At 44.1% G+C, this 17,175-nt stretch carries 18 protein-coding genes, 1 rRNA gene and 1 other annotated feature; all 19 genes read right to left on the reverse strand.

Annotated features, from left to right (window positions below):
- Positions 1 to 111: 111 nt before the first annotated feature.
- Positions 112 to 645, reverse strand: coding sequence for a transcription termination/antitermination protein NusG (gene nusG / locus CU633_RS08405; RefSeq protein ID WP_101659346.1), 534 nt, complete (start codon positions 643 to 645; stop codon positions 112 to 114).
- 166 nt (positions 646 to 811) lie between these two features.
- Positions 812 to 994, reverse strand: coding sequence for a preprotein translocase subunit SecE (secE, locus tag CU633_RS08410; RefSeq protein WP_101659348.1), 183 nt, complete (start codon positions 992 to 994; stop codon positions 812 to 814).
- A 56-nt stretch (positions 995 to 1,050) separates the two neighbouring features.
- Positions 1,051 to 1,200 (reverse strand): 50S ribosomal protein L33, encoded by a 150-nt coding sequence (gene rpmG, locus CU633_RS08415; RefSeq protein ID WP_101659350.1) that lies wholly within the window; start codon positions 1,198 to 1,200, stop codon positions 1,051 to 1,053.
- Between the two features lie 93 nt (positions 1,201 to 1,293).
- Positions 1,294 to 1,926 carry an RNA polymerase sporulation sigma factor SigH gene (gene sigH, locus CU633_RS08420; protein ID WP_180954915.1) on the reverse strand — a complete coding sequence of 211 codons (633 nt, stop codon included), beginning with the start codon at positions 1,924 to 1,926 and terminating at the stop codon, positions 1,294 to 1,296.
- Between the two features lie 91 nt (positions 1,927 to 2,017).
- A complete protein-coding gene (locus CU633_RS08425) occupies positions 2,018 to 2,524 on the reverse strand; it encodes an NYN domain-containing protein (protein ID WP_101659353.1) in 507 nt (168 codons plus the stop codon).
- Positions 2,525 to 2,527: 3 nt separating this feature from the next.
- Complete coding sequence (rlmB, locus tag CU633_RS08430) at positions 2,528 to 3,271, reverse strand: 23S rRNA (guanosine(2251)-2'-O)-methyltransferase RlmB (RefSeq protein WP_101659355.1); 744 nt, start codon at positions 3,269 to 3,271, stop codon at positions 2,528 to 2,530.
- Positions 3,268 to 3,693 carry a Mini-ribonuclease 3 gene (locus tag CU633_RS08435; RefSeq protein WP_101659357.1) on the reverse strand — a complete coding sequence of 142 codons (426 nt, stop codon included), beginning with the start codon at positions 3,691 to 3,693 and terminating at the stop codon, positions 3,268 to 3,270. Before CU633_RS08435 ends, rlmB begins: the two co-directional genes overlap by 4 nt.
- A gap of 7 nt (positions 3,694 to 3,700) precedes the next feature.
- A complete protein-coding gene (gene cysS, locus CU633_RS08440) occupies positions 3,701 to 5,098 on the reverse strand; it encodes a cysteine--tRNA ligase (protein WP_101659359.1) in 1,398 nt (465 codons plus the stop codon).
- Positions 5,079 to 5,744, reverse strand: a complete 666-nt coding sequence (gene cysE, locus CU633_RS08445; protein ID WP_101659361.1) for a serine O-acetyltransferase — start codon at positions 5,742 to 5,744, stop codon at positions 5,079 to 5,081. The genes cysS and cysE overlap by 20 nt, the downstream gene beginning before the upstream one ends.
- Positions 5,745 to 5,807: 63 nt before the next feature.
- Positions 5,808 to 6,149: a binding site (T-box leader), on the reverse strand.
- A 42-nt stretch (positions 6,150 to 6,191) separates the two neighbouring features.
- A complete protein-coding gene (gene gltX / locus CU633_RS08450; protein ID WP_101659363.1) occupies positions 6,192 to 7,649 on the reverse strand; it encodes a glutamate--tRNA ligase in 1,458 nt (485 codons plus the stop codon).
- A 71-nt stretch (positions 7,650 to 7,720) separates the two neighbouring features.
- Positions 7,721 to 8,203, reverse strand: a complete 483-nt coding sequence (ispF, locus tag CU633_RS08455; protein ID WP_101659365.1) for a 2-C-methyl-D-erythritol 2,4-cyclodiphosphate synthase — start codon at positions 8,201 to 8,203, stop codon at positions 7,721 to 7,723.
- Positions 8,204 to 8,205: 2 nt separating this feature from the next.
- Positions 8,206 to 8,910 (reverse strand): 2-C-methyl-D-erythritol 4-phosphate cytidylyltransferase, encoded by a 705-nt coding sequence (gene ispD, locus CU633_RS08460; protein WP_101659367.1) that lies wholly within the window; start codon positions 8,908 to 8,910, stop codon positions 8,206 to 8,208.
- A gap of 19 nt (positions 8,911 to 8,929) precedes the next feature.
- Positions 8,930 to 10,012 carry a PIN/TRAM domain-containing protein gene (locus CU633_RS08465; protein ID WP_101659369.1) on the reverse strand — a complete coding sequence of 361 codons (1,083 nt, stop codon included), beginning with the start codon at positions 10,010 to 10,012 and terminating at the stop codon, positions 8,930 to 8,932.
- A 310-nt stretch (positions 10,013 to 10,322) separates the two neighbouring features.
- A complete protein-coding gene (gene radA / locus CU633_RS08470; RefSeq protein WP_101659382.1) occupies positions 10,323 to 11,702 on the reverse strand; it encodes a DNA repair protein RadA in 1,380 nt (459 codons plus the stop codon).
- 144 nt (positions 11,703 to 11,846) lie between these two features.
- Complete coding sequence (clpC, locus tag CU633_RS08475) at positions 11,847 to 14,291, reverse strand: ATP-dependent protease ATP-binding subunit ClpC (RefSeq protein ID WP_101659384.1); 2,445 nt, start codon at positions 14,289 to 14,291, stop codon at positions 11,847 to 11,849.
- A gap of 16 nt (positions 14,292 to 14,307) precedes the next feature.
- Positions 14,308 to 15,372, reverse strand: a complete 1,065-nt coding sequence (locus CU633_RS08480; protein ID WP_101659386.1) for a protein arginine kinase — start codon at positions 15,370 to 15,372, stop codon at positions 14,308 to 14,310.
- Between the two features lie 2 nt (positions 15,373 to 15,374).
- On the reverse strand, positions 15,375 to 15,923 hold the full coding sequence (locus CU633_RS08485) for a UvrB/UvrC motif-containing protein (RefSeq protein WP_101659387.1): 549 nt from the start codon (positions 15,921 to 15,923) through the stop codon (positions 15,375 to 15,377).
- A gap of 24 nt (positions 15,924 to 15,947) precedes the next feature.
- Positions 15,948 to 16,409 (reverse strand): CtsR family transcriptional regulator, encoded by a 462-nt coding sequence (locus CU633_RS08490; RefSeq protein WP_101659389.1) that lies wholly within the window; start codon positions 16,407 to 16,409, stop codon positions 15,948 to 15,950.
- 609 nt (positions 16,410 to 17,018) lie between these two features.
- Positions 17,019 to 17,134 (reverse strand): 5S ribosomal RNA (gene rrf / locus CU633_RS08495).
- Positions 17,135 to 17,175 lie beyond the last annotated feature (41 nt).

Genomic DNA, 17,175 nt, shown 5'->3' on the forward strand with positions numbered 1-17,175 from the left:
CTTAGTCTTTATATCAATAAAGAACTCGACAAATGTCCAGTCTCTTTGTCCGAGACATACTGACCTATGAAATTCTAACACTTTTCGAAGTTGATTTCAAGGTTTTTAAGATTATAATTTATCAATTTGCGAAAAGTCCAGCTCGACCGGAGTATCACGGCCAAACATATTAACAAGAACCTTCAGCTTCGCTTTGTCTTTATCAATCTCTTCGATGGAACCCGTAAAGTTCGCAAACGGCCCTTCTTTTACTTTCACTGTTTCTCCAAGCTCAAAATCAATATCGATGCGTTTTTCATCGACACCCATCCGCTTAAGGATAACCCCAACTTCTTCCGGCAACAGCGGTGTCGGCTTCGAACCAGACCCGGCCGAGCCAACAAAACCTGTAACACCCGGCGTATTGCGGACCACATACCAGGAATCATCCGTCATGACAATTTCTACTAACACATAACCCGGGAAAACCTTGCGTTTAACTACTTTCTTTTTGCCGTTTTTGAAATCCGTTTCTTCTTCTTCCGGAACAACGACCCGGAAGATCTTGTCCTGCATCCCCATCGACTCAACCCGTTTTTCAAGGTTGGCCTTTACTTTATTTTCATAACCCGAGTACGTATGCACAACATACCAATTTTTTTCCATTGAAGAGGACTTGTATGTCCTTCCCTCCCTATAATTTTATATAGTCAATTCCCATCGGCTCACTCTTAGTTTGTTTTAAAAATTTTTTCCAAATGAAAAAACCCGTTATCCGGGCTTTGCAAAAGAATCCTGCGTTATTCTCCATTATACCATGAGAGCGCAGGGGTTATTCAAGAATTAATCGAATCAACTCGGAAATTCCTAAATCCAATGCCGCAAAGAAAAGAGCAAAAAATGTAACAGTTGCGATAACTATGATCGTATAGCGGACAAGCTCTCTCCGTTTAGGCCAGCTGACTTTCCTCATCTCATGGCCTGTATCACGGAAAAAATTAATTAAGCGCTGCATTTCGTAACCTCCAACTTTCAAGGGATACCTGATGAAATCTATAAAAAAAATAATTGCTATTTTGTTTCGCGATGAATCGTTTGCAATCCACATGTTTTGCAGAATTTCTTCAGCTCCAGGCGTTCAGCCTGATTCTGCTTGTTGCTCGTCGTTGAATAATTACGGGATCCGCAAACACTGCAGGCAAGAATCGCTTTTTTTCTCATTTCTGGCACCTACTCATTGCATCTTTGCGTCCTTAAAAATGTAACATGGCATAAAACCAGTGTCAATACAAGCTTCAGGCCTGGGCTAAACTGCTACAAGGAAAATTCTCTCACTTCAAGATACCTCTCGAGCTTTCTTTTTACACGCTGCAAAGCATTATCAATCGATTTCACATGGCGGTTCAGCTCTTCGGAGATCTCCTGATACGATTGGCCATCCAGGTATAAGGCAAGTACTTTTCGTTCGAGATCACTCAAAAGCTCTGTCATTTTCACTTCGATATGATCAAATTCTTCTTGATTAATAATCAGCTCTTCCGGGTCCATTACTTTTGCCCCGGAAATTACATCCATTAACGTCCGGTCGGATTCTTCATCGTAAATGGGCTTGTCCAGTGAAACATAAGAATTGAGCGGAATATGCTTCTGCCTTGTCGCCGTTTTTATGGCGGTAATTATTTGTCTCGTGATGCAAAGTTCAGCAAAAGCCTTAAAAGAGGTCAACTTGTCCTCCCTGAAATCGCGAATGGCTTTATACAGGCCAATCATGCCTTCCTGGACAATATCTTCTTTATCCGCACCGATTAAAAAATAAGACCTGGCTTTTGCGCGCACAAAATTGCGGTATTTGTGGATCAAAAAATCAAGAGCTTCGCTTTCGCCTTTATGGACCAATTCTACTATTACTTCATCATCAAGCTGGGTATACTTTTCGTTGATTTTCATCCTGAAGTCAGTATTCACACAGATCCCCTCCGACTGAAAACGCATAGATAGAAATATTATACAGTACGAATTTTTTAAGCGTCAACCGGCCCTATTGTCCGCGGCGCCATTTTTCAAAAATTTCTGCCACTTCCTCGCTGAGGGGGATTTTTGACCCCGGCTTCTTTTCTTGAATTTTTTTAACCTTTTTTTCAATTCCTTTTTCAATCATGTTCACTTCGGTCAGCAGCTCACGCGCCGACTTTCTTAAGGCACCTTGTCCAAAAATCGCCCATTGTTCAGTGAAATCAGAGGTCGCAACATGGATTTGTGTTTTTCTGTTGCTTAGCGAAATCGCCAATTTTTCAATCCGTTCATCAGCCGTTTCATTTTCCTTTGTAAAAATAACTTCGACCTTATAGTTTTGGTATTTTTTTTCGGTTCCGTGAACGTAGTGGGCATCAAAAACTACAATCACTCGATATCCGGTGTACGCTTGATATTCAGCCATCTTTTCGACAAGATGATCTCTTGCCGCGGCTAAATCTTTCATCTTTAAACTTTTGAGCTCGGGCCAATCACCGATCATGTTATAGCCGTCAACGATGAGGATATCCATGCCTTAGCCCTCTATAGGATGCCGCCTGCGATATACCTCATACATGAGAAGGGCAGCTGCCACGGATGCATTTAGTGAGGTTACATGCCCTGCCATCGGCAAATGGATCAGAAAATCACATTTTTCCTTAATGAGCCGCCCGATTCCTTTTCCTTCACTGCCAATCACAAGTCCGAGCGGAATTGTTGCATCAAAAGTGCGATAGTCTTCCCTGCCCCTTGCATCGGTGCCGGCGATCCAGACACCCCGCTCCTTTAGTTCGTCAATTGTTTGCGCCATGTTGGTCACGCGGACGACTGGAACGTACTCGATTGCGCCCGTTGATAATTTCGCAACCGTTGCAGTTAAACCGACCGCCCTCCTTTTTGGAATGATGATTCCATGGGCTCCGGCTGCATCGGCCGTTCGCATAATCGACCCTAAATTATGCGGATCTTCAATTTCATCGAGCAGCAAAAAGAAAGGAGGTTCATTTTTCTTCTCAGCTGCGGTAAATAAATCATCCAATTCAGCATATTGATAGGCCGCCACAGCAGCGATGACACCCTGGTGGTTTCCTTCCGCCATCTGATCGAGCTTTTTCCTGGGCACAAATTGCACCAATACTTTCGATTCTTTAGCCATTCCGATAATTTGCTGCATGGAGCCCTTTTGCGATCCTTCAGCAATAAAAATCTTGTTAATATCCCGCTGTGATTTAAGCGCTTCGATAACCGGATTTTTGCCGATGATATATTCTTCTGTCACGTCGTTGTTCCTCCTTTCTCGTTTTCAATAAGATCGAAGCAGGCAGAGATAATTTCCTCAAGCCTTTTTTCTTCTCCGGATAAATATAAATAGCCAATCAGCGCTTCAAATGCCGTACTGTAACGATAAGTTTGTACATCCGTGTTTTTCGGAATCGTACCTGACTTCGCGTTTCTTCCCCTCTTGACTACCGCAGTCTCTTCGGGGCTTAAAAAACAATTCTCAAGAAAGTGATGAATTACCCGGGCCTGGGCTTTTGCCGAGACATACCTGGTTGCTTCCTTCTGCAAAAAATGCGGCCTCACTTTTCCGCTCTGGAGCAGGTGGTGCCTGACATATAATTCAAAAACCCCGTCGCCCAGATAGGCGAGAGCAAGACTGTTTAGCTGTTTTTCATCAATTTTATTTTCATAACGAAGCATATCGAGATCAGCCTCGTTTCCAGCGCGTGCCTTGCGGGGTATCTTCGAGAATGATGTTCATGTCCTTCAGCTGATCCCTGATTTGATCTGACAGCTGGAAATTCCGGTCCTTTCGGGCTTGATTTCTCTTTTCGATCAACGCTTCAATCTCGTCATCGAGAAGCTCTTCTTTCCCAAGCGATAACCCGAGAATATCAAAAAGGATCTCAAATTCAGACATAAATGCGTTGATGACCTCTTTTGATGTATTTTTCTCAAGCAAATAGTAATTTGCCAGCTTGGAAAGCTCAAATAAAACCGATATCCCATTTGCCGTATTGAAATCGTCATCCATTGCGGCAACGAATTCATGATGAAGCCCGTTAATCTTGCCAAGCCACTCCTCGTTTTGGTCGGTTAATTCTGAGCTTGCTTCCTTCCGGTGCGCCAGGTTGTGATAAGAGGTCTTGATTCGCTCGAGGCCCGATTTTGTTTTTTCGAGCAGTTCTTCACTGTAGTTAACCGGGTGGCGGTAATGGACAGAGAGCATGAAAAACCTGAGAACCTGTGGATCATGAACTTTAATAATATCGTTCACGAGCACAAAATTCCCGAGCGATTTCGACATCTTCTCATTATCTATATTAATATACCCGTTATGCATCCAGTAGCGGGCAAAAGTTTTTCCGGTCAGCGCTTCAGACTGGGCAATTTCGTTTTCATGATGCGGAAACGCCAAATCCTGTCCGCCTGCATGAATATCAATCGTATCGCCTAAATATTTTTTTACCATCGCCGAGCATTCAATATGCCAGCCCGGGCGGCCTTTTCCCCACGGGCTTTCCCACGCAATTTCCCCTTCCTTTGCTTTTTTCCAAAGGGCAAAGTCCAGGGAATCCTGCTTTTTCTCGCCGGGCTCGATCCGGGCCCCAACGCGAAGCTCATCGATCGATTGATGTGAGAGCTTCCCGTATTCTGTAAACTTTCTCGTCCGATAATAAACATCGCCATTTGATTCGTAAGCATACCCTTTTTCAATAAGAGCGCTGATAAACTCCAGAATGATATCCATGCTTTCGGTTACGCGGGGATGGATATCGGCCCTTTTGCAGCCAAGCGCAGAAACATCTTCAAAATATGCATTAATAAAGCGGTCCGCAATCGCAGGAACTTCTTCACCAAGCTCCTTTGCAACGCGAATAAGCTTATCATCGACATCGGTAAAATTAGAAACAAATTGAACTTTATAACCGCGGAACTCAAGGTAGCGCCGCACTGTATCAAATACGATGGCCGGACGGGCATTGCCGATATGGATGTAATTATAAACAGTTGGCCCGCACACATACATCTTTACTTTTCCTTCTTCCAGCGGGACAAACTCTTCTTTTTTTCTCGTCATCGTATTAAAAATTTGAATTGGCATTCATTTTACTCCTTTCGTTCCTTAGCTCGGTTAATTCACTTTTTAATTTATTTAATTCCGTTTCCAGCTCCTTGAGCCGGTCGGCAATCGGATCAGGCAAATCGGTGTGGTTTAGATCCTTCACCCTAATTCCATCTTTAACGACTATTCTCCCTTTAATTCCAACAACCGTAGAATTCGGGGGCACATCCTGAAGGACGACAGCTCCGGCCCCTATTTTGGCATTTTCCCCAATCGTGATCGATCCAAGGACTTTGGCTCCCGTTGCAATCAAGGCATTGTCTTTTACCGTTGGATGCCGCTTTCCTTTTTCCTTACCGGTTCCCCCCAGGGTAACTCCTTGAAAAACCGTGACGTTATCGCCAATCTCACAGGTTTCGCCAATAACAACCCCCATGCCGTGGTCAATAAAGAAGCGTTTCCCGATTTTCGCACCGGGATGAATTTCGATACCGGTAAAGAAGCGGCTGATCTGGGAAATAACCCTTGCTATAAAGAAAAGCTTCCGCTTATAAAAACTGTGTGCAAGACGATGGGACCAAATGGCATGCAGCCCGGAATAAGTGAGAATAACTTCTAAATAAGTTCTTGCTGCCGGGTCCTGTTCGAAAACAACCTCTATATCTTCTTTCATTCTTTTAAACATGGTTCATCCCTCCAGCATGTACTCTCCTGTCTTTTTCCATAAAAAAAAGCGCCTCTGTACATAGACAGAGACGCTTACCGCGCGGTTCCACTCTGTTTAAGCCTTAAAGAAAAACGAGGCCGCAATTTTCCTGCTCCACCAAAGGATGAGACGCATACCACGAGGAATATATTTTTCCGCATGGCAGCTTTAACGCTCCTGAGGAGTTGGGCACTGCATCAACCTTTATGAATAGGCTTCAACTTTTTCCTGTTAACGGAAGGAGTCCGCCCGAGTCTACAGGTTTATTTCGACAAGGGACTCAGAGGTGCATTTCAAAAAAAGAGCGGCTTGAACCACTTTCAGCCGATGATGGTCCTCTCTGCTAAGCATCATTTTTCTACTTTTCCTCTTCAACATTTTCATATTATAGAATTACTCTTACTATATTACATTTCAGCGGATATGTTAACTAATAATATTTCGCAAGCGATTCTGGATTTTTTCTTTTCCCAGCAATTCAATGGCTTTCGGCAGGTCGGGTCCGTGTGTTTGTCCTGTCGCCGCGGCCCGAATCGGCATAAAAAGATTTTTTCCTTTTTGACCTGTTGTTTTTTGCACATTTTTCATGGCCGCTTTGATATGATCCGCTGTAAACTCATCAAGTTGATCAATCTCATCTGAAAAAGCTTTAATCACTTCAGGAACCTGTTCACCTTGTAAAACAGCCTTCGCTTCTTCGTCATAGTCTGCTTCTTCTGTGAAAAACATATCCGTCAGCTCAACAATTTCAGCACCGAAGCTCATTTTTTCCTGGTACAGCCCTATCAAGTTCCGCACCCAGATCCGCTCTTCTTCAGACAAATTGCCGCCGACTCTTCCGGCTTTGATTAAATGCGGCAAAGCGAGGTCAACCAGTCTGTCCAGCTCCAGTTTTTTCACATATTGGTTGTTCATCCACGTCAGTTTTTGCTTATCAAATAGAGCCGGCGATTTTGATAAGCGGTTTGGATCAAATATCTCAATAAGCTCTTCCTTGGAGAAAATTTCTTCTTCGCCTTGAGGAGACCAGCCCAACAACGCAATAAAATTAAACAGGGCTTCAGGCAGGTAGCCTAATTCCTCATATTGCTCGATAAACTGAATGATCGATTCATCACGCTTGCTCAGCTTCTTGCGGCTTTCGTTGACGATCAACGTCATATGACCATATTCCGGTGCATCCCAGCCGAGCGCTTCAAAAATCATCAACTGCTTCGGCGTATTGGAAATATGATCATCGCCCCGTAAAACATGCGATATATTCATCAAATGATCATCAATAGCAACGGCATAATTATAGGTAGGCGTTCCATCCTTCTTTACAATAACGAAATCGCCAATCCCATTTGATTCAAAGGAGACATTCCCTTTCACCATATCATCAAACGAGTATACTTTCCCTTCAGGAACAAGGAAACGGATGCTTGGTTTTCGGCCTTCCGCTTCGAGCTGTTCGCGCTGAGCCGCAGTCAGGTGGCGGCATTTCCCCGAATATTGGGGAGTTTCCCCTTTCGCGGCCTGCGCTTCACGCTCGGCTTCCAATTCTTCTTCCGTACAATAGCATTTATAAGCCAAGCCTTTTTCCAACAGCTCTTCATTGTATTTTTCATATATTGCATTTCGCTCAGATTGGCGATAGGGGCCATATTCTCCCCCTTTATCAACGCTTTCATCCCAATCGATACCGAGCCATTTTAAGTATTTTAACTGGCTTTCTTCTCCGCCTTCAATATTGCGTTTTTTATCGGTATCCTCAATACGGATTATAAATTTGCCGCCTTGATTGCGGGCAAATAAATAATTGAATAGCGCGGTGCGGGCGTTTCCAATATGTAAATGTCCAGTCGGACTCGGGGCATAGCGCACACGAACTTCCTTCGGCATCATACTTCCTCCTCGTTAACTATCATTGCTTGATTCATTGTATCATGCTGCTTTTTTGTAATAAAGCCACGTTATGCATCTTTTTCTTTTAAAAGAACTGCCGCCTGGGCTGCGATACCTTCGCCGCGTCCAGGGAATCCAAGTTTCTCTGTTGTTGTGGCCTTTACATTAATGCGTTGCGTCGATGTGCCAAGAAGACCGGCAATACGCTCTCTCATCTTATCAATATACGGGGCCATCTTCGGCTGCTGGGCAATAATTGTACAATCCGCATTGACAAGCTCGTAGCCCCGTTCCGTTACAATGTTCCAGACATGCTCCAGCAGTTTCGCGGAGTCGGCGTCTTTAAAAGCAGGATCTGTATCGGGAAAATGTTTGCCGATATCGCCTTCCCCGATCGCGCCCAGGCATGCATCAGCAATCGTATGTAAAAGAACATCTGCATCCGAGTGCCCTAACAGGCCTTTTTCATATGGAATTTCAATGCCACCAATAATAAGCGGGCGGCCCTCTGTTAATTGATGAACATCAAACCCCTGTCCAATCCGATACATTCTCATTCCCCTTTGTTTTTAACCCAGGAGCTCCTTTTTTTCATCATGGCTTCCGCAAAAAAAAGGTCCTCCGGTGTTGTAAGCTTAATATTGTCATAACTTCCTTCGACGATAGTGACAGGGACGCCAAGCCGCTCGATGAGGCTTGCATCATCGGTGCCGACAAATCCGCTTTCCGCCGCTTCCTTATGCGCCTTAAGCAAAAGCGAAACGCGAAAAGCCTGTGGGGTTTGAATTGCCCACAAGCTAGAACGCTCAATTGTTTCAACCACTTTACGCGCTTGAACTTTTTTAATCGTATCCTTTACCGGAACAGCAACAATCGCCGCCCCGTCTCTTTCAGCCACCCCGGCCAGTTGATGAATAATCGGTATATCAATAAAAGGCCTTGCGGCATCATGTACGAGAACAATGCCGTCCTGTTTTAGCGTTTGCACTGCGTTAAATACGCTATGCTGCCGCTCTGCGCCGCCTGCAACAAGTGAATGTACTTTCTCAATGCCGTAGTCCTTTAATAACCTCTTAATTTCTGGTTCTTCTTGAGGATTAACCGCTAAAATGATATCGCTGCAAGCGTGATCTGCCTCGAACACCTTTAACGTGTGAATAAAAACCGGAATTTCATGAAGATGAACGAGAAGCTTATTCTTGCCTGCTCCCATTCTTTTCCCCTGACCTGCTGCAGGAATAATCACCTGGTAAGCCATAGACTAACCCCTATCTCTGTTATAACGCTTTTTCCAACAGCTTCGGTTTCGCAAAAATCATGCGCCCTGCTGATGTTTGCAGGACACTCGTCACGACGACATCAATTCGTTTGCCGATAAAATCGCGTCCGTCTTCCACCACAATCATCGTGCCATCGTCAAGATAGGCAACACCCTGGTTATATTCTTTGCCATCCTTAATAACCTGTACATTGAGCTCTTCGCCAGGAAGAACGACCGGTTTAACGGCATTGGCGAGATCATTAATATTTAAAACTGAAACATTTTGCAGTTCACAGACTTTATTTAAATTAAAGTCGTTTGTGACAACAACGCCATTTGTTATTTTTGCCAATTTAACAAGCTTGCTGTCAACCTCCTGGATCTCTTCAAAATCGCCTTCGTAAATCTCTACTTTCATGGCCAGTTCTTTCTGGATACGGTTCAGGATATCAAGCCCGCGGCGGCCACGATTTCGTTTTAAAGCATCCGATGAATCTGCGATATGCTGCAGCTCTTCAAGAACAAATTGCGGAATGACAATGGTGCCTTCGAGAAAGCCCGTCTGGCATATATCCGCGACTCTTCCATCAATGATCACACTCGTATCAAGTATCTTTAATGCGTTTTTGGTATGCAGCTCCGGTTCTTCATCAACAGGCTTCTTTTTTCGGTTTGCAAACAGGTTTAAAAGCTCGTCTCTCTTTTTAAAACCAACCTGGAAACCGAGGTAGCCAAATAAAAGCGTTAATACTGTGGGAGCTACTGTATTCAATACAGGCACTTGAATCGCATTGAGCGCAAACCCGATCAGAAATGCAAGAACAAGGCCGAATGCAAGCCCGACACTTCCAAAAATAATATCTGTAATCGGCGCCTTGATCAAGGAGTCTTCCAGCCATCTCATGAAGTTAACAACATAATCAATGGCCCAGAAACTAATAAAATAAAATATAATTGCACCTAGAATGGCAGCCACATACCCATTATTTAAGAATAGAATGTTGTCTGCACTTATCAACCTCAATAAATCAGGTATTAAAAATATGCCAAGCGTTCCGCCGATGATAAGGAAGCACGCTTGAATGATACGTTTTAACATTCCCTCACCTCCTTCTAACCATTATAAACAAATTCACTAAATTGAAACGTATTATCACAGATAAATTTCATTTTTTTATAATCAATCTTGTATTGTAAAATAACTTTCTCAAGTGAGATAAGAATGATAATCCTTGTGGCAAAAGGACAATATTCCATCTTTAAGGGTAGCATCGTAAAAATGAAGTGTCAAATAATAAAGGTTTTAATTTTATCATAGGACTTTTGTCATTTCAATCAAATTTTTCAATACCGGTACAAATTCTCCTATGCGGGCGGCTCTTTCCTTAAAATCCCCAGATTCACTCTTATCATCCAAGCACGGTCTGAAGGGCCTGGCTGACGGAAGAAACTCCTACAAGCTGAATCCCTGGCGGCTCTGTCCACCCTCCCAAATTATTTTCCGGAAGAATGACTCTTTCAAAGCCAAGCTTTGCTGCTTCCTGGACTCTTTGCTCAATTCTTGACACCCGCCTTACCTCTCCAGTCAATCCAACTTCGCCAATAATACAATCGGAAGCTCGGGTCGGTTTGTCGCGAAAGCTTGAAGCAATGCTGACGGCAATCGCCAGATCAATGGCAGGTTCATCTAACTTGACACCGCCGGCCACTTTCAAATAGGCGTCCTGGTTTTGTAAAAGCATCCCAACTCTTTTTTCCAACACCGCCATCAACAGTGATACCCGGTTATGGTCAATTCCGGTCGCCATCCTTCTCGGGTTTCCAAAGCTGGTCGGTGAAATTAACGCTTGTATTTCAACCAATACAGGGCGGGTTCCCTCCATGGAAGCGACGACAGTAGAACCTGATGCCCCCTGCGACCGCTCTTCAAGAAAAATTTCCGAAGGATTCTCCACTTCTTCAAGCCCAAATTCTTTCATTTCAAAAATACCCATTTCATTTGTCGAGCCAAATCTATTTTTCACGGCACGCAAAATTCGATATGTATGGTGCCGTTCACCTTCAAAATATAGAACGGTGTCGACCATATGCTCCAAAAGACGGGGACCGGCGATTGACCCTTCCTTCGTAACATGTCCGACAATAAAAATAGCAATCCCTTTTGTTTTCGCAATTCTCATTAATTCTGCTGTGCATTCCCGCACTTGTGAAACGCTCCCGGGAGCCGAAGTGATCTCGGGATGATAGATCGTTTGAATCGAATCAACGATCACAAAACCCGGCGACATCCCTTCAATCGTCCGGCTGATTTCCTCCAGGTTTGTTTCAGCATAAACGTTTAGGTTGTCAGAGGTTACTCCGAGGCGGTCCGCCCTTAATTTGGTCTGCCTCAATGACTCTTCACCCGATATATAGAGAACCAAGTGCTCTTTTTTTGCAAGCTGCGCCGAAACCTGCAACAGCAATGTCGATTTGCCTATCCCCGGATCCCCGCCGATTAGTACCAACGACCCTCTTACCACTCCTCCGCCAAGCACTCGGTTCAATTCTGGCATGTCTGTCGTAATTCTCGGTTCACTTGTTGTTTCAATCGCAGTAATCGGGGTTGCCTTGGCCGCGACAGCCGATGCGCCCTGTGAATGGGCAAACGCTCCGCGCCTTCCTGTGCTGGCCGGTTCAATTTCTTCAACCATCTTATTCCATGTTCCACAACCAGGGCATTTCCCCATCCATTTCGCAGATTCATACCCGCAGTCCTGACATACAAACTTTGTTTTTTTCTTGGCCATCTATTTCTTCCTCTCTAATGCGTCTAAACGATGTCTTTCATTTTATTATAAGGTATCTTGTTCTCTTTTTCGAAAATCTGCAAAAAAGAGGTACACGTAAATTTACGCGTACCTCCCCATCATTTAAAACGATCGTGCTTACCCTTACAGTTTAACTTTCCCGCTTTCTTTAGCAGCTTTGACGACAAACTCGCCATCTTCCACATCAATGATGACGTTTTGGCCGGTTAATACCTTGCCTTTTAGAAGTTCTTCAGACAGACGGTCTTCGATATGCTTCTGAATGGCACGGCGCAATGGACGTGCTCCGTACTCAGGATCGTAGCCTTCTTCCGAAATTTTATCTTTTGCTGCATCTGTCAGCTCTAAATTAATGTCCTGCTCTTTCAAACGTTTTGTCAATTGATCGGACATCAGTGTGACAATTTCTTTTAAGTGTGGCTTTTCAAGAGCATGGAAGACAATAATTTCGTCGATACGGTTAAGGAATTCCGGGCGGAAGGCTCTCTTTAGCTCTTCCATTACCTTTCCTTTCATATCCTTGTAACTTTGCTCTCCATCCTGGATATTAAAGCCGACATATTTATTTCGTTTCAGCGCTTCAGCTCCGACGTTGGAAGTCATGATCAGCACGGTATTGCGGAAATCGACCGTGCGCCCTTTCGAATCTGTCAGGCGGCCGTCCTCCAATACTTGAAGCAGGATATTAAATACATCCGGGTGTGCCTTCTCAATTTCGTCGAGCAGGATGACTGAATATGGTTTTCTGCGGACCTTTTCAGTCAACTGGCCGCCTTCATCATAGCCAACGTATCCCGGTGGTGAACCAACAAGGCGCGATGTCGAATGCTTCTCCATGTATTCGGACATATCAATCCGGATCATCGCGTCCTCATCCCCGAACATCGCTTCCGCTAAAGCGCGGGCAAGCTCGGTTTTACCGACACCAGTTGGTCCAAGGAAGATGAATGAGCCAATTGGGCGCTTTGGATCTTTCAGGCCGGCACGGGCACGGCGAACTGCTTTCGCAACTGCCTTTACAGCTTCCTCCTGCCCAATTACTCGCGAATGAAGAATTCCTTCAAGGTTTAACAGCTTATCTGTTTCGGTTTGTGCCAGCTTGGAAACAGGGATACCGGTCCAGCTTGCAACAACGTGCGCAATATCGTCCACAGTAACCTCACTGTTTTCTTTACCTTGCTTTTCTTTCCAGTTCTTTTTCGTTTCCTCGAGCTTTTCACGAAGGCGTTGCTCTGTATCCCTTAATGAAGCTGCTTTTTCAAATTCCTGGCTCTGAACAGCTGCATCTTTTTCTTTCCTTACTTCCTCCAATTTCATTTCAAGCTCTTTCAAATTCGGAGGAGTTGTATAGGAACGAAGTCTTACTTTTGAACCGGCTTCATCAATTAAATCGATCGCTTTATCAGGTAAAAAGCGGTCTGAGATATAGCGGTCGGACAGCTTAACTGCTGCTTCGATCGATTCATCCGTGATTGAAACGCGGTGATGCGCTTCGTAACGGTCACGAAGTCCTTTTAAAATTTGAATGGATTCTTCTACAGATGGCTCATCGACTGTAATTGGCTGGAAGCGCCGTTCCAGAGCAGCATCTTTTTCAATGTATTTTCGATATTCATCAAGAGTTGTCGCGCCAATACATTGCAATTCACCGCGGGCAAGTGATGGCTTCAAAATATTTGATGCATCGATCGCACCTTCAGCTCCACCTGCTCCAATCAATGTATGAAGCTCATCAATAAATAGAATGATATTGCCGGCCTGGCGAATTTCATCCATCACTTTTTTAAGGCGGTCCTCGAATTCACCGCGATATTTCGTTCCGGCGACGACCGTTCCCATATCAAGGGTCATGACACGCTTATCGCGGAGAATTTCCGGCACCTCATTATTGACAATTTGCTGGGCTAGCCCCTCGGCAATAGCAGTCTTACCGACACCAGGTTCACCAATCAGTACCGGGTTATTTTTTGTACGGCGGCTTAATACCTCAATAACTCTTTGAATTTCTTTGCTTCTTCCGATCACCGGATCAAGGCTTCCTTCACGCGCAATCGAAGTCAAATCTCTTGCAAGGCTATCCAATGTTGGAGTGTTTGCATTTGCAGACGCACCGCCCTGGTGGCCTCCTGATTCATTGCTTCCCAACAATTGGAGTACTTGTTGACGTGCTTTATTCAAGCTCACCCCAAGATTATTTAACACTCTTGCTGCGACTCCCTCTCCTTCACGAATAAGCCCGAGAAGAATATGTTCAGTACCCACATATGAATGACCGAGCTTTCTTGCTTCATCCATTGAAAGTTCAATTACTTTCTTTGCCCTTGGTGTATAATTAGGCGTTTGTGTCACTTCTTTTCCGGTGCCGATTAAATTTTCAACTTCTTTTTGGATTTTTTCTGAACCAAGGCCTAAAGCATACAAAGCTTTAGCAGCAATCCCTTCGCCTTCACGTACAAGGCCTAAAAGAATATGTTCTGTGCCAATATTGTTATGTCCCAGGCGGATCGCTTCTTCTTGTGCCAACGCCAGCACCTTCTGGGCTCTCTCGGTAAAACGTCCAAACATCATATGCTCTTCCTCCTGTCTATTCTTCCATTTTCAATCGTTCTCGTATTAAAGTAGCACGGCGGATATCACGCTCATTCGGCCGCAAAGGCCCGCCCGCATATTGTTGTAAAAATCCCGGCTGTGTTAAAATCATCAGTTCATTTAAAATGGTCTTCGAAACATTTTTAATAAAGCCCATATCGATTCCGAGACGTACATCTGACAAACAGCGCGCTGCTTCCTTAGTTTCAATGACCCGGCTGTTGGAAAGAGTACCCAAAGAACGGAAAACCCTGTCTTCTAATTGTATGTTTGAGGTTTTCGCTAATGCTTCCCGGGCCGATCTTTCCTGTGAAATCAACTGGCTGACGACGCTTTTTAAATCTTCAACAATATCTTGTTCCGATTTTCCAAGCGTCATTTGGTTGGAAATTTGAAAAATATTTCCCAACGCTTCGCTGCCCTCTCCATAAATACCTCTTACCACTAAACCAAGCTGGTTAATCGCCGGAATGATCCGATTTATTTGCTGAGTCAAAACAAGGGCTGGCAAATGCATCATTACCGATGCACGGAGCCCTGTGCCTACATTGGTGGGACAGCTCGTTAAATACCCGAGTTTCTCATCAAAAGCGTAGTCGACTTGCTCTTCCATCCAGTCATCGACCTTGTTTGCCATATCAAGCGCTTCTTTCAGCTGAAAAGCAGGAAACAGGCACTGGATCCGAATATGGTCTTCTTCATTAATCATGATGCTGACTTCCTCATTTTCTGAAAGCAAACATGCTCCCGAGTTCGAATCTTCGGCAAGCTGCGGACTGATCAAATGCTTTTCCATTAGAACCCGTTTTTGTAAAGGCTGCAGCTCTTCCATCTTTAACAGCTCTAATTTTGCGAAGCTGCCGGGACCGCCAGTGAGAACGCGTTCTTCTATCGTTTTTAGTATCCTGGTTGCTTCTTCGCTTGAATATAGTGTTGGAAAAGTAAATTCATTAAGGTTTCGAGCAAGTCGCACCCTGGAGCTTAATACAATATCAGAATCTGGCCCTTCTGCGCTCATCCACGAACTTACAGCCTGGCTAATAAATCGGTTAAGAGACACACTTACTCCCCTCCCTTATTGGCTTCGTTCATGCTTTTTTCTACTAAACGAATTTCATCCCTGACTTGCGCAGCTTTTTCGAATTCTTCCTTCGAAATCAGCTCTTGAAGATTCTGCTTTAATGAATCCAGCTTCCTGCGCAGTTGGATACTGCCGCCGATTCTTTTTGGGATTTTGCCGTTATGGCTCCAATTGCCACTGTGAAGCCGCCTTAAAATCGGTTTGAGTTGCTCTTTGAATGTATCATAGCAATTTGCGCAACCAAACCGCCCAACCTTTGCAAACTGGGGAAAGGTCATTTTGCAATTTTCGCACTGAACAATGTCATCCTGATCATATTGCGGTTTTGTTGATTGCGGGAATGCCGGCTCTACATTCAAAAGACCGGCCAATAGGTTGTTGATCGAAAAGCCGGATCCACTATTGAACATAAACATGTCGCCTTTTTCCTGAGCACATTTTTCACAAAGATGGACCTCTGTCTTTTCCCCATTCACTATTTTTGTAAAATGCATCGTTGCCGGCCTCTGATTACAATCTTCGCAAATCATGATTTCACCTCTCAGCTCAACTTGTTATTTATATTTTAATGTGGTCAACATCGCCCTTAGCATTCTTGCTCTAATCTCATCACGATGGGGAAGGTCTATATATAGTACAGATCGATCGATTACACTGAGCATAATTTTCGCTTCTCTCCGTGTAATCACCCCTTCATTTGCAAGCCGATAAATGACATCCTCGGCACTGCTTTGCGATACACGATTCTGGACTAACTGCAAAAGTTCATTTATTAGATGGGCAAAGTCATTCGTTTGTACCTTCATAATCCGAATATAACCGCCGCCGCCCCTCTTACTCTCGACGATATAACCTCTTTCAACCGTAAACCGGGTATTAATCACGTAATTTATCTGAGACGGTACACATTGGAACTTATCGGCCACTTCGCTTCTCTTAATCTCAACGATTTCCTTCTCACTGAGCTCCAAAACTGACTTTAAATAGTTCTCAATAATATCTGAGATATTCCTCATTATACCCCCCCAATCTGACTTTGACTATATTTGACTTTTATTATACATCATACCCTCAATTTCATGCAAACGATCTGAGAACTCCCTTATATTTTCTCCAAAATCCTCTTTCTCAAACCTGCTTCGCCAGTAGGTTATAGCCTTTTTTGCCGCTTTAAAAGTATCCATTTCATCTCTGTAAATCAGCTATTCCAACGGTCGTGGTTCGGGGTTTTGTCGGAACTCACAAAATCAATTTTGCTTATCCGGCTTCGGAAACGGTGAGCGACAGTTCATTTTAACAATTTGGATGATTTTTAGGCAGAATTATTCCTGAATTGAGCTTGAATTGTGGATGGGATGAACCCGCGAGGTTGACAAGCAGAGAAGAAGACAAAATTTCAGTTAACAAACTGGTATTGGGTACTGACAAAAAAATAATTAAGCGGAAAATCGGACGATTTACGCGAAACCACGTTGGAATTAAGCGAAACCTCAGTAGAATTAAGCGAAAAATCCGGGAATTAAGCGAAAACCCTGATTAATTAAGCGAAACGGTGTTTCGGACATTTTTCCTTATTAAAGAAAAATAAAAAAAGAACAACCATTTTCGGCTGTTCTTTCGCATTCGCTTGGCGGCGTCCTACTCTCACAGGGGGAGACCCCCAACTACCATCGGCGCTGAGAAGCTTAACTTCCGTGTTCGGGATGGGAACGGGTGTGACCTTCTCGCCATCGCCACCAGACAAGTTCAAGACATATCTTATTATAATGTCTTTTGAAATTA

Source organism: Bacillus sp. V3-13 (genome assembly GCF_002860165.1).
In the GTDB taxonomy this organism is placed as follows: Bacteria; Bacillota; Bacilli; order Bacillales; family Cytobacillaceae; genus Bacillus_BJ.

What these genes read in the sequence shown, in the direction of transcription:
- nusG (WP_101659346.1), bottom strand. Translation starts at nt 645, where the DNA reads ATGGAAAAAAATTGGTATGTTGTGCATACGTACTCGGGTTATGAAAAT.
- secE (WP_101659348.1), bottom strand. Translation starts at nt 994, where the DNA reads ATGCAGCGCTTAATTAATTTTTTCCGTGATACAGGCCATGAGATGAGG.
- rpmG (WP_101659350.1), bottom strand. Translation starts at nt 1,200, where the DNA reads ATGAGAAAAAAAGCGATTCTTGCCTGCAGTGTTTGCGGATCCCGTAAT.
- sigH (WP_180954915.1), bottom strand. Translation starts at nt 1,926, where the DNA reads ATGAAAATCAACGAAAAGTATACCCAGCTTGATGATGAAGTAATAGTA.
- CU633_RS08425 (WP_101659353.1), bottom strand. Translation starts at nt 2,524, where the DNA reads ATGGATATCCTCATCGTTGACGGCTATAACATGATCGGTGATTGGCCC.
- CU633_RS08435 (WP_101659357.1), bottom strand. Translation starts at nt 3,693, where the DNA reads ATGCTTCGTTATGAAAATAAAATTGATGAAAAACAGCTAAACAGTCTT.
- cysS (WP_101659359.1), bottom strand. Translation starts at nt 5,098, where the DNA reads ATGCCAATTCAAATTTTTAATACGATGACGAGAAAAAAAGAAGAGTTT.
- cysE (WP_101659361.1), bottom strand. Translation starts at nt 5,744, where the DNA reads ATGTTTAAAAGAATGAAAGAAGATATAGAGGTTGTTTTCGAACAGGAC.
- gltX (WP_101659363.1), bottom strand. Translation starts at nt 7,649, where the DNA reads ATGCCGAAGGAAGTTCGTGTGCGCTATGCCCCGAGTCCGACTGGACAT.
- ispF (WP_101659365.1), bottom strand. Translation starts at nt 8,203, where the DNA reads ATGTATCGGATTGGACAGGGGTTTGATGTTCATCAATTAACAGAGGGC.
- ispD (WP_101659367.1), bottom strand. Translation starts at nt 8,910, where the DNA reads ATGGCTTACCAGGTGATTATTCCTGCAGCAGGTCAGGGGAAAAGAATG.
- CU633_RS08465 (WP_101659369.1), bottom strand. Translation starts at nt 10,012, where the DNA reads ATGTTAAAACGTATCATTCAAGCGTGCTTCCTTATCATCGGCGGAACG.
- radA (WP_101659382.1), bottom strand. Translation starts at nt 11,702, where the DNA reads ATGGCCAAGAAAAAAACAAAGTTTGTATGTCAGGACTGCGGGTATGAA.
- clpC (WP_101659384.1), bottom strand. Translation starts at nt 14,291, where the DNA reads ATGATGTTTGGACGTTTTACCGAGAGAGCCCAGAAGGTGCTGGCGTTG.
- CU633_RS08485 (WP_101659387.1), bottom strand. Translation starts at nt 15,923, where the DNA reads ATGATTTGCGAAGATTGTAATCAGAGGCCGGCAACGATGCATTTTACA.
- CU633_RS08490 (WP_101659389.1), bottom strand. Translation starts at nt 16,409, where the DNA reads ATGAGGAATATCTCAGATATTATTGAGAACTATTTAAAGTCAGTTTTG.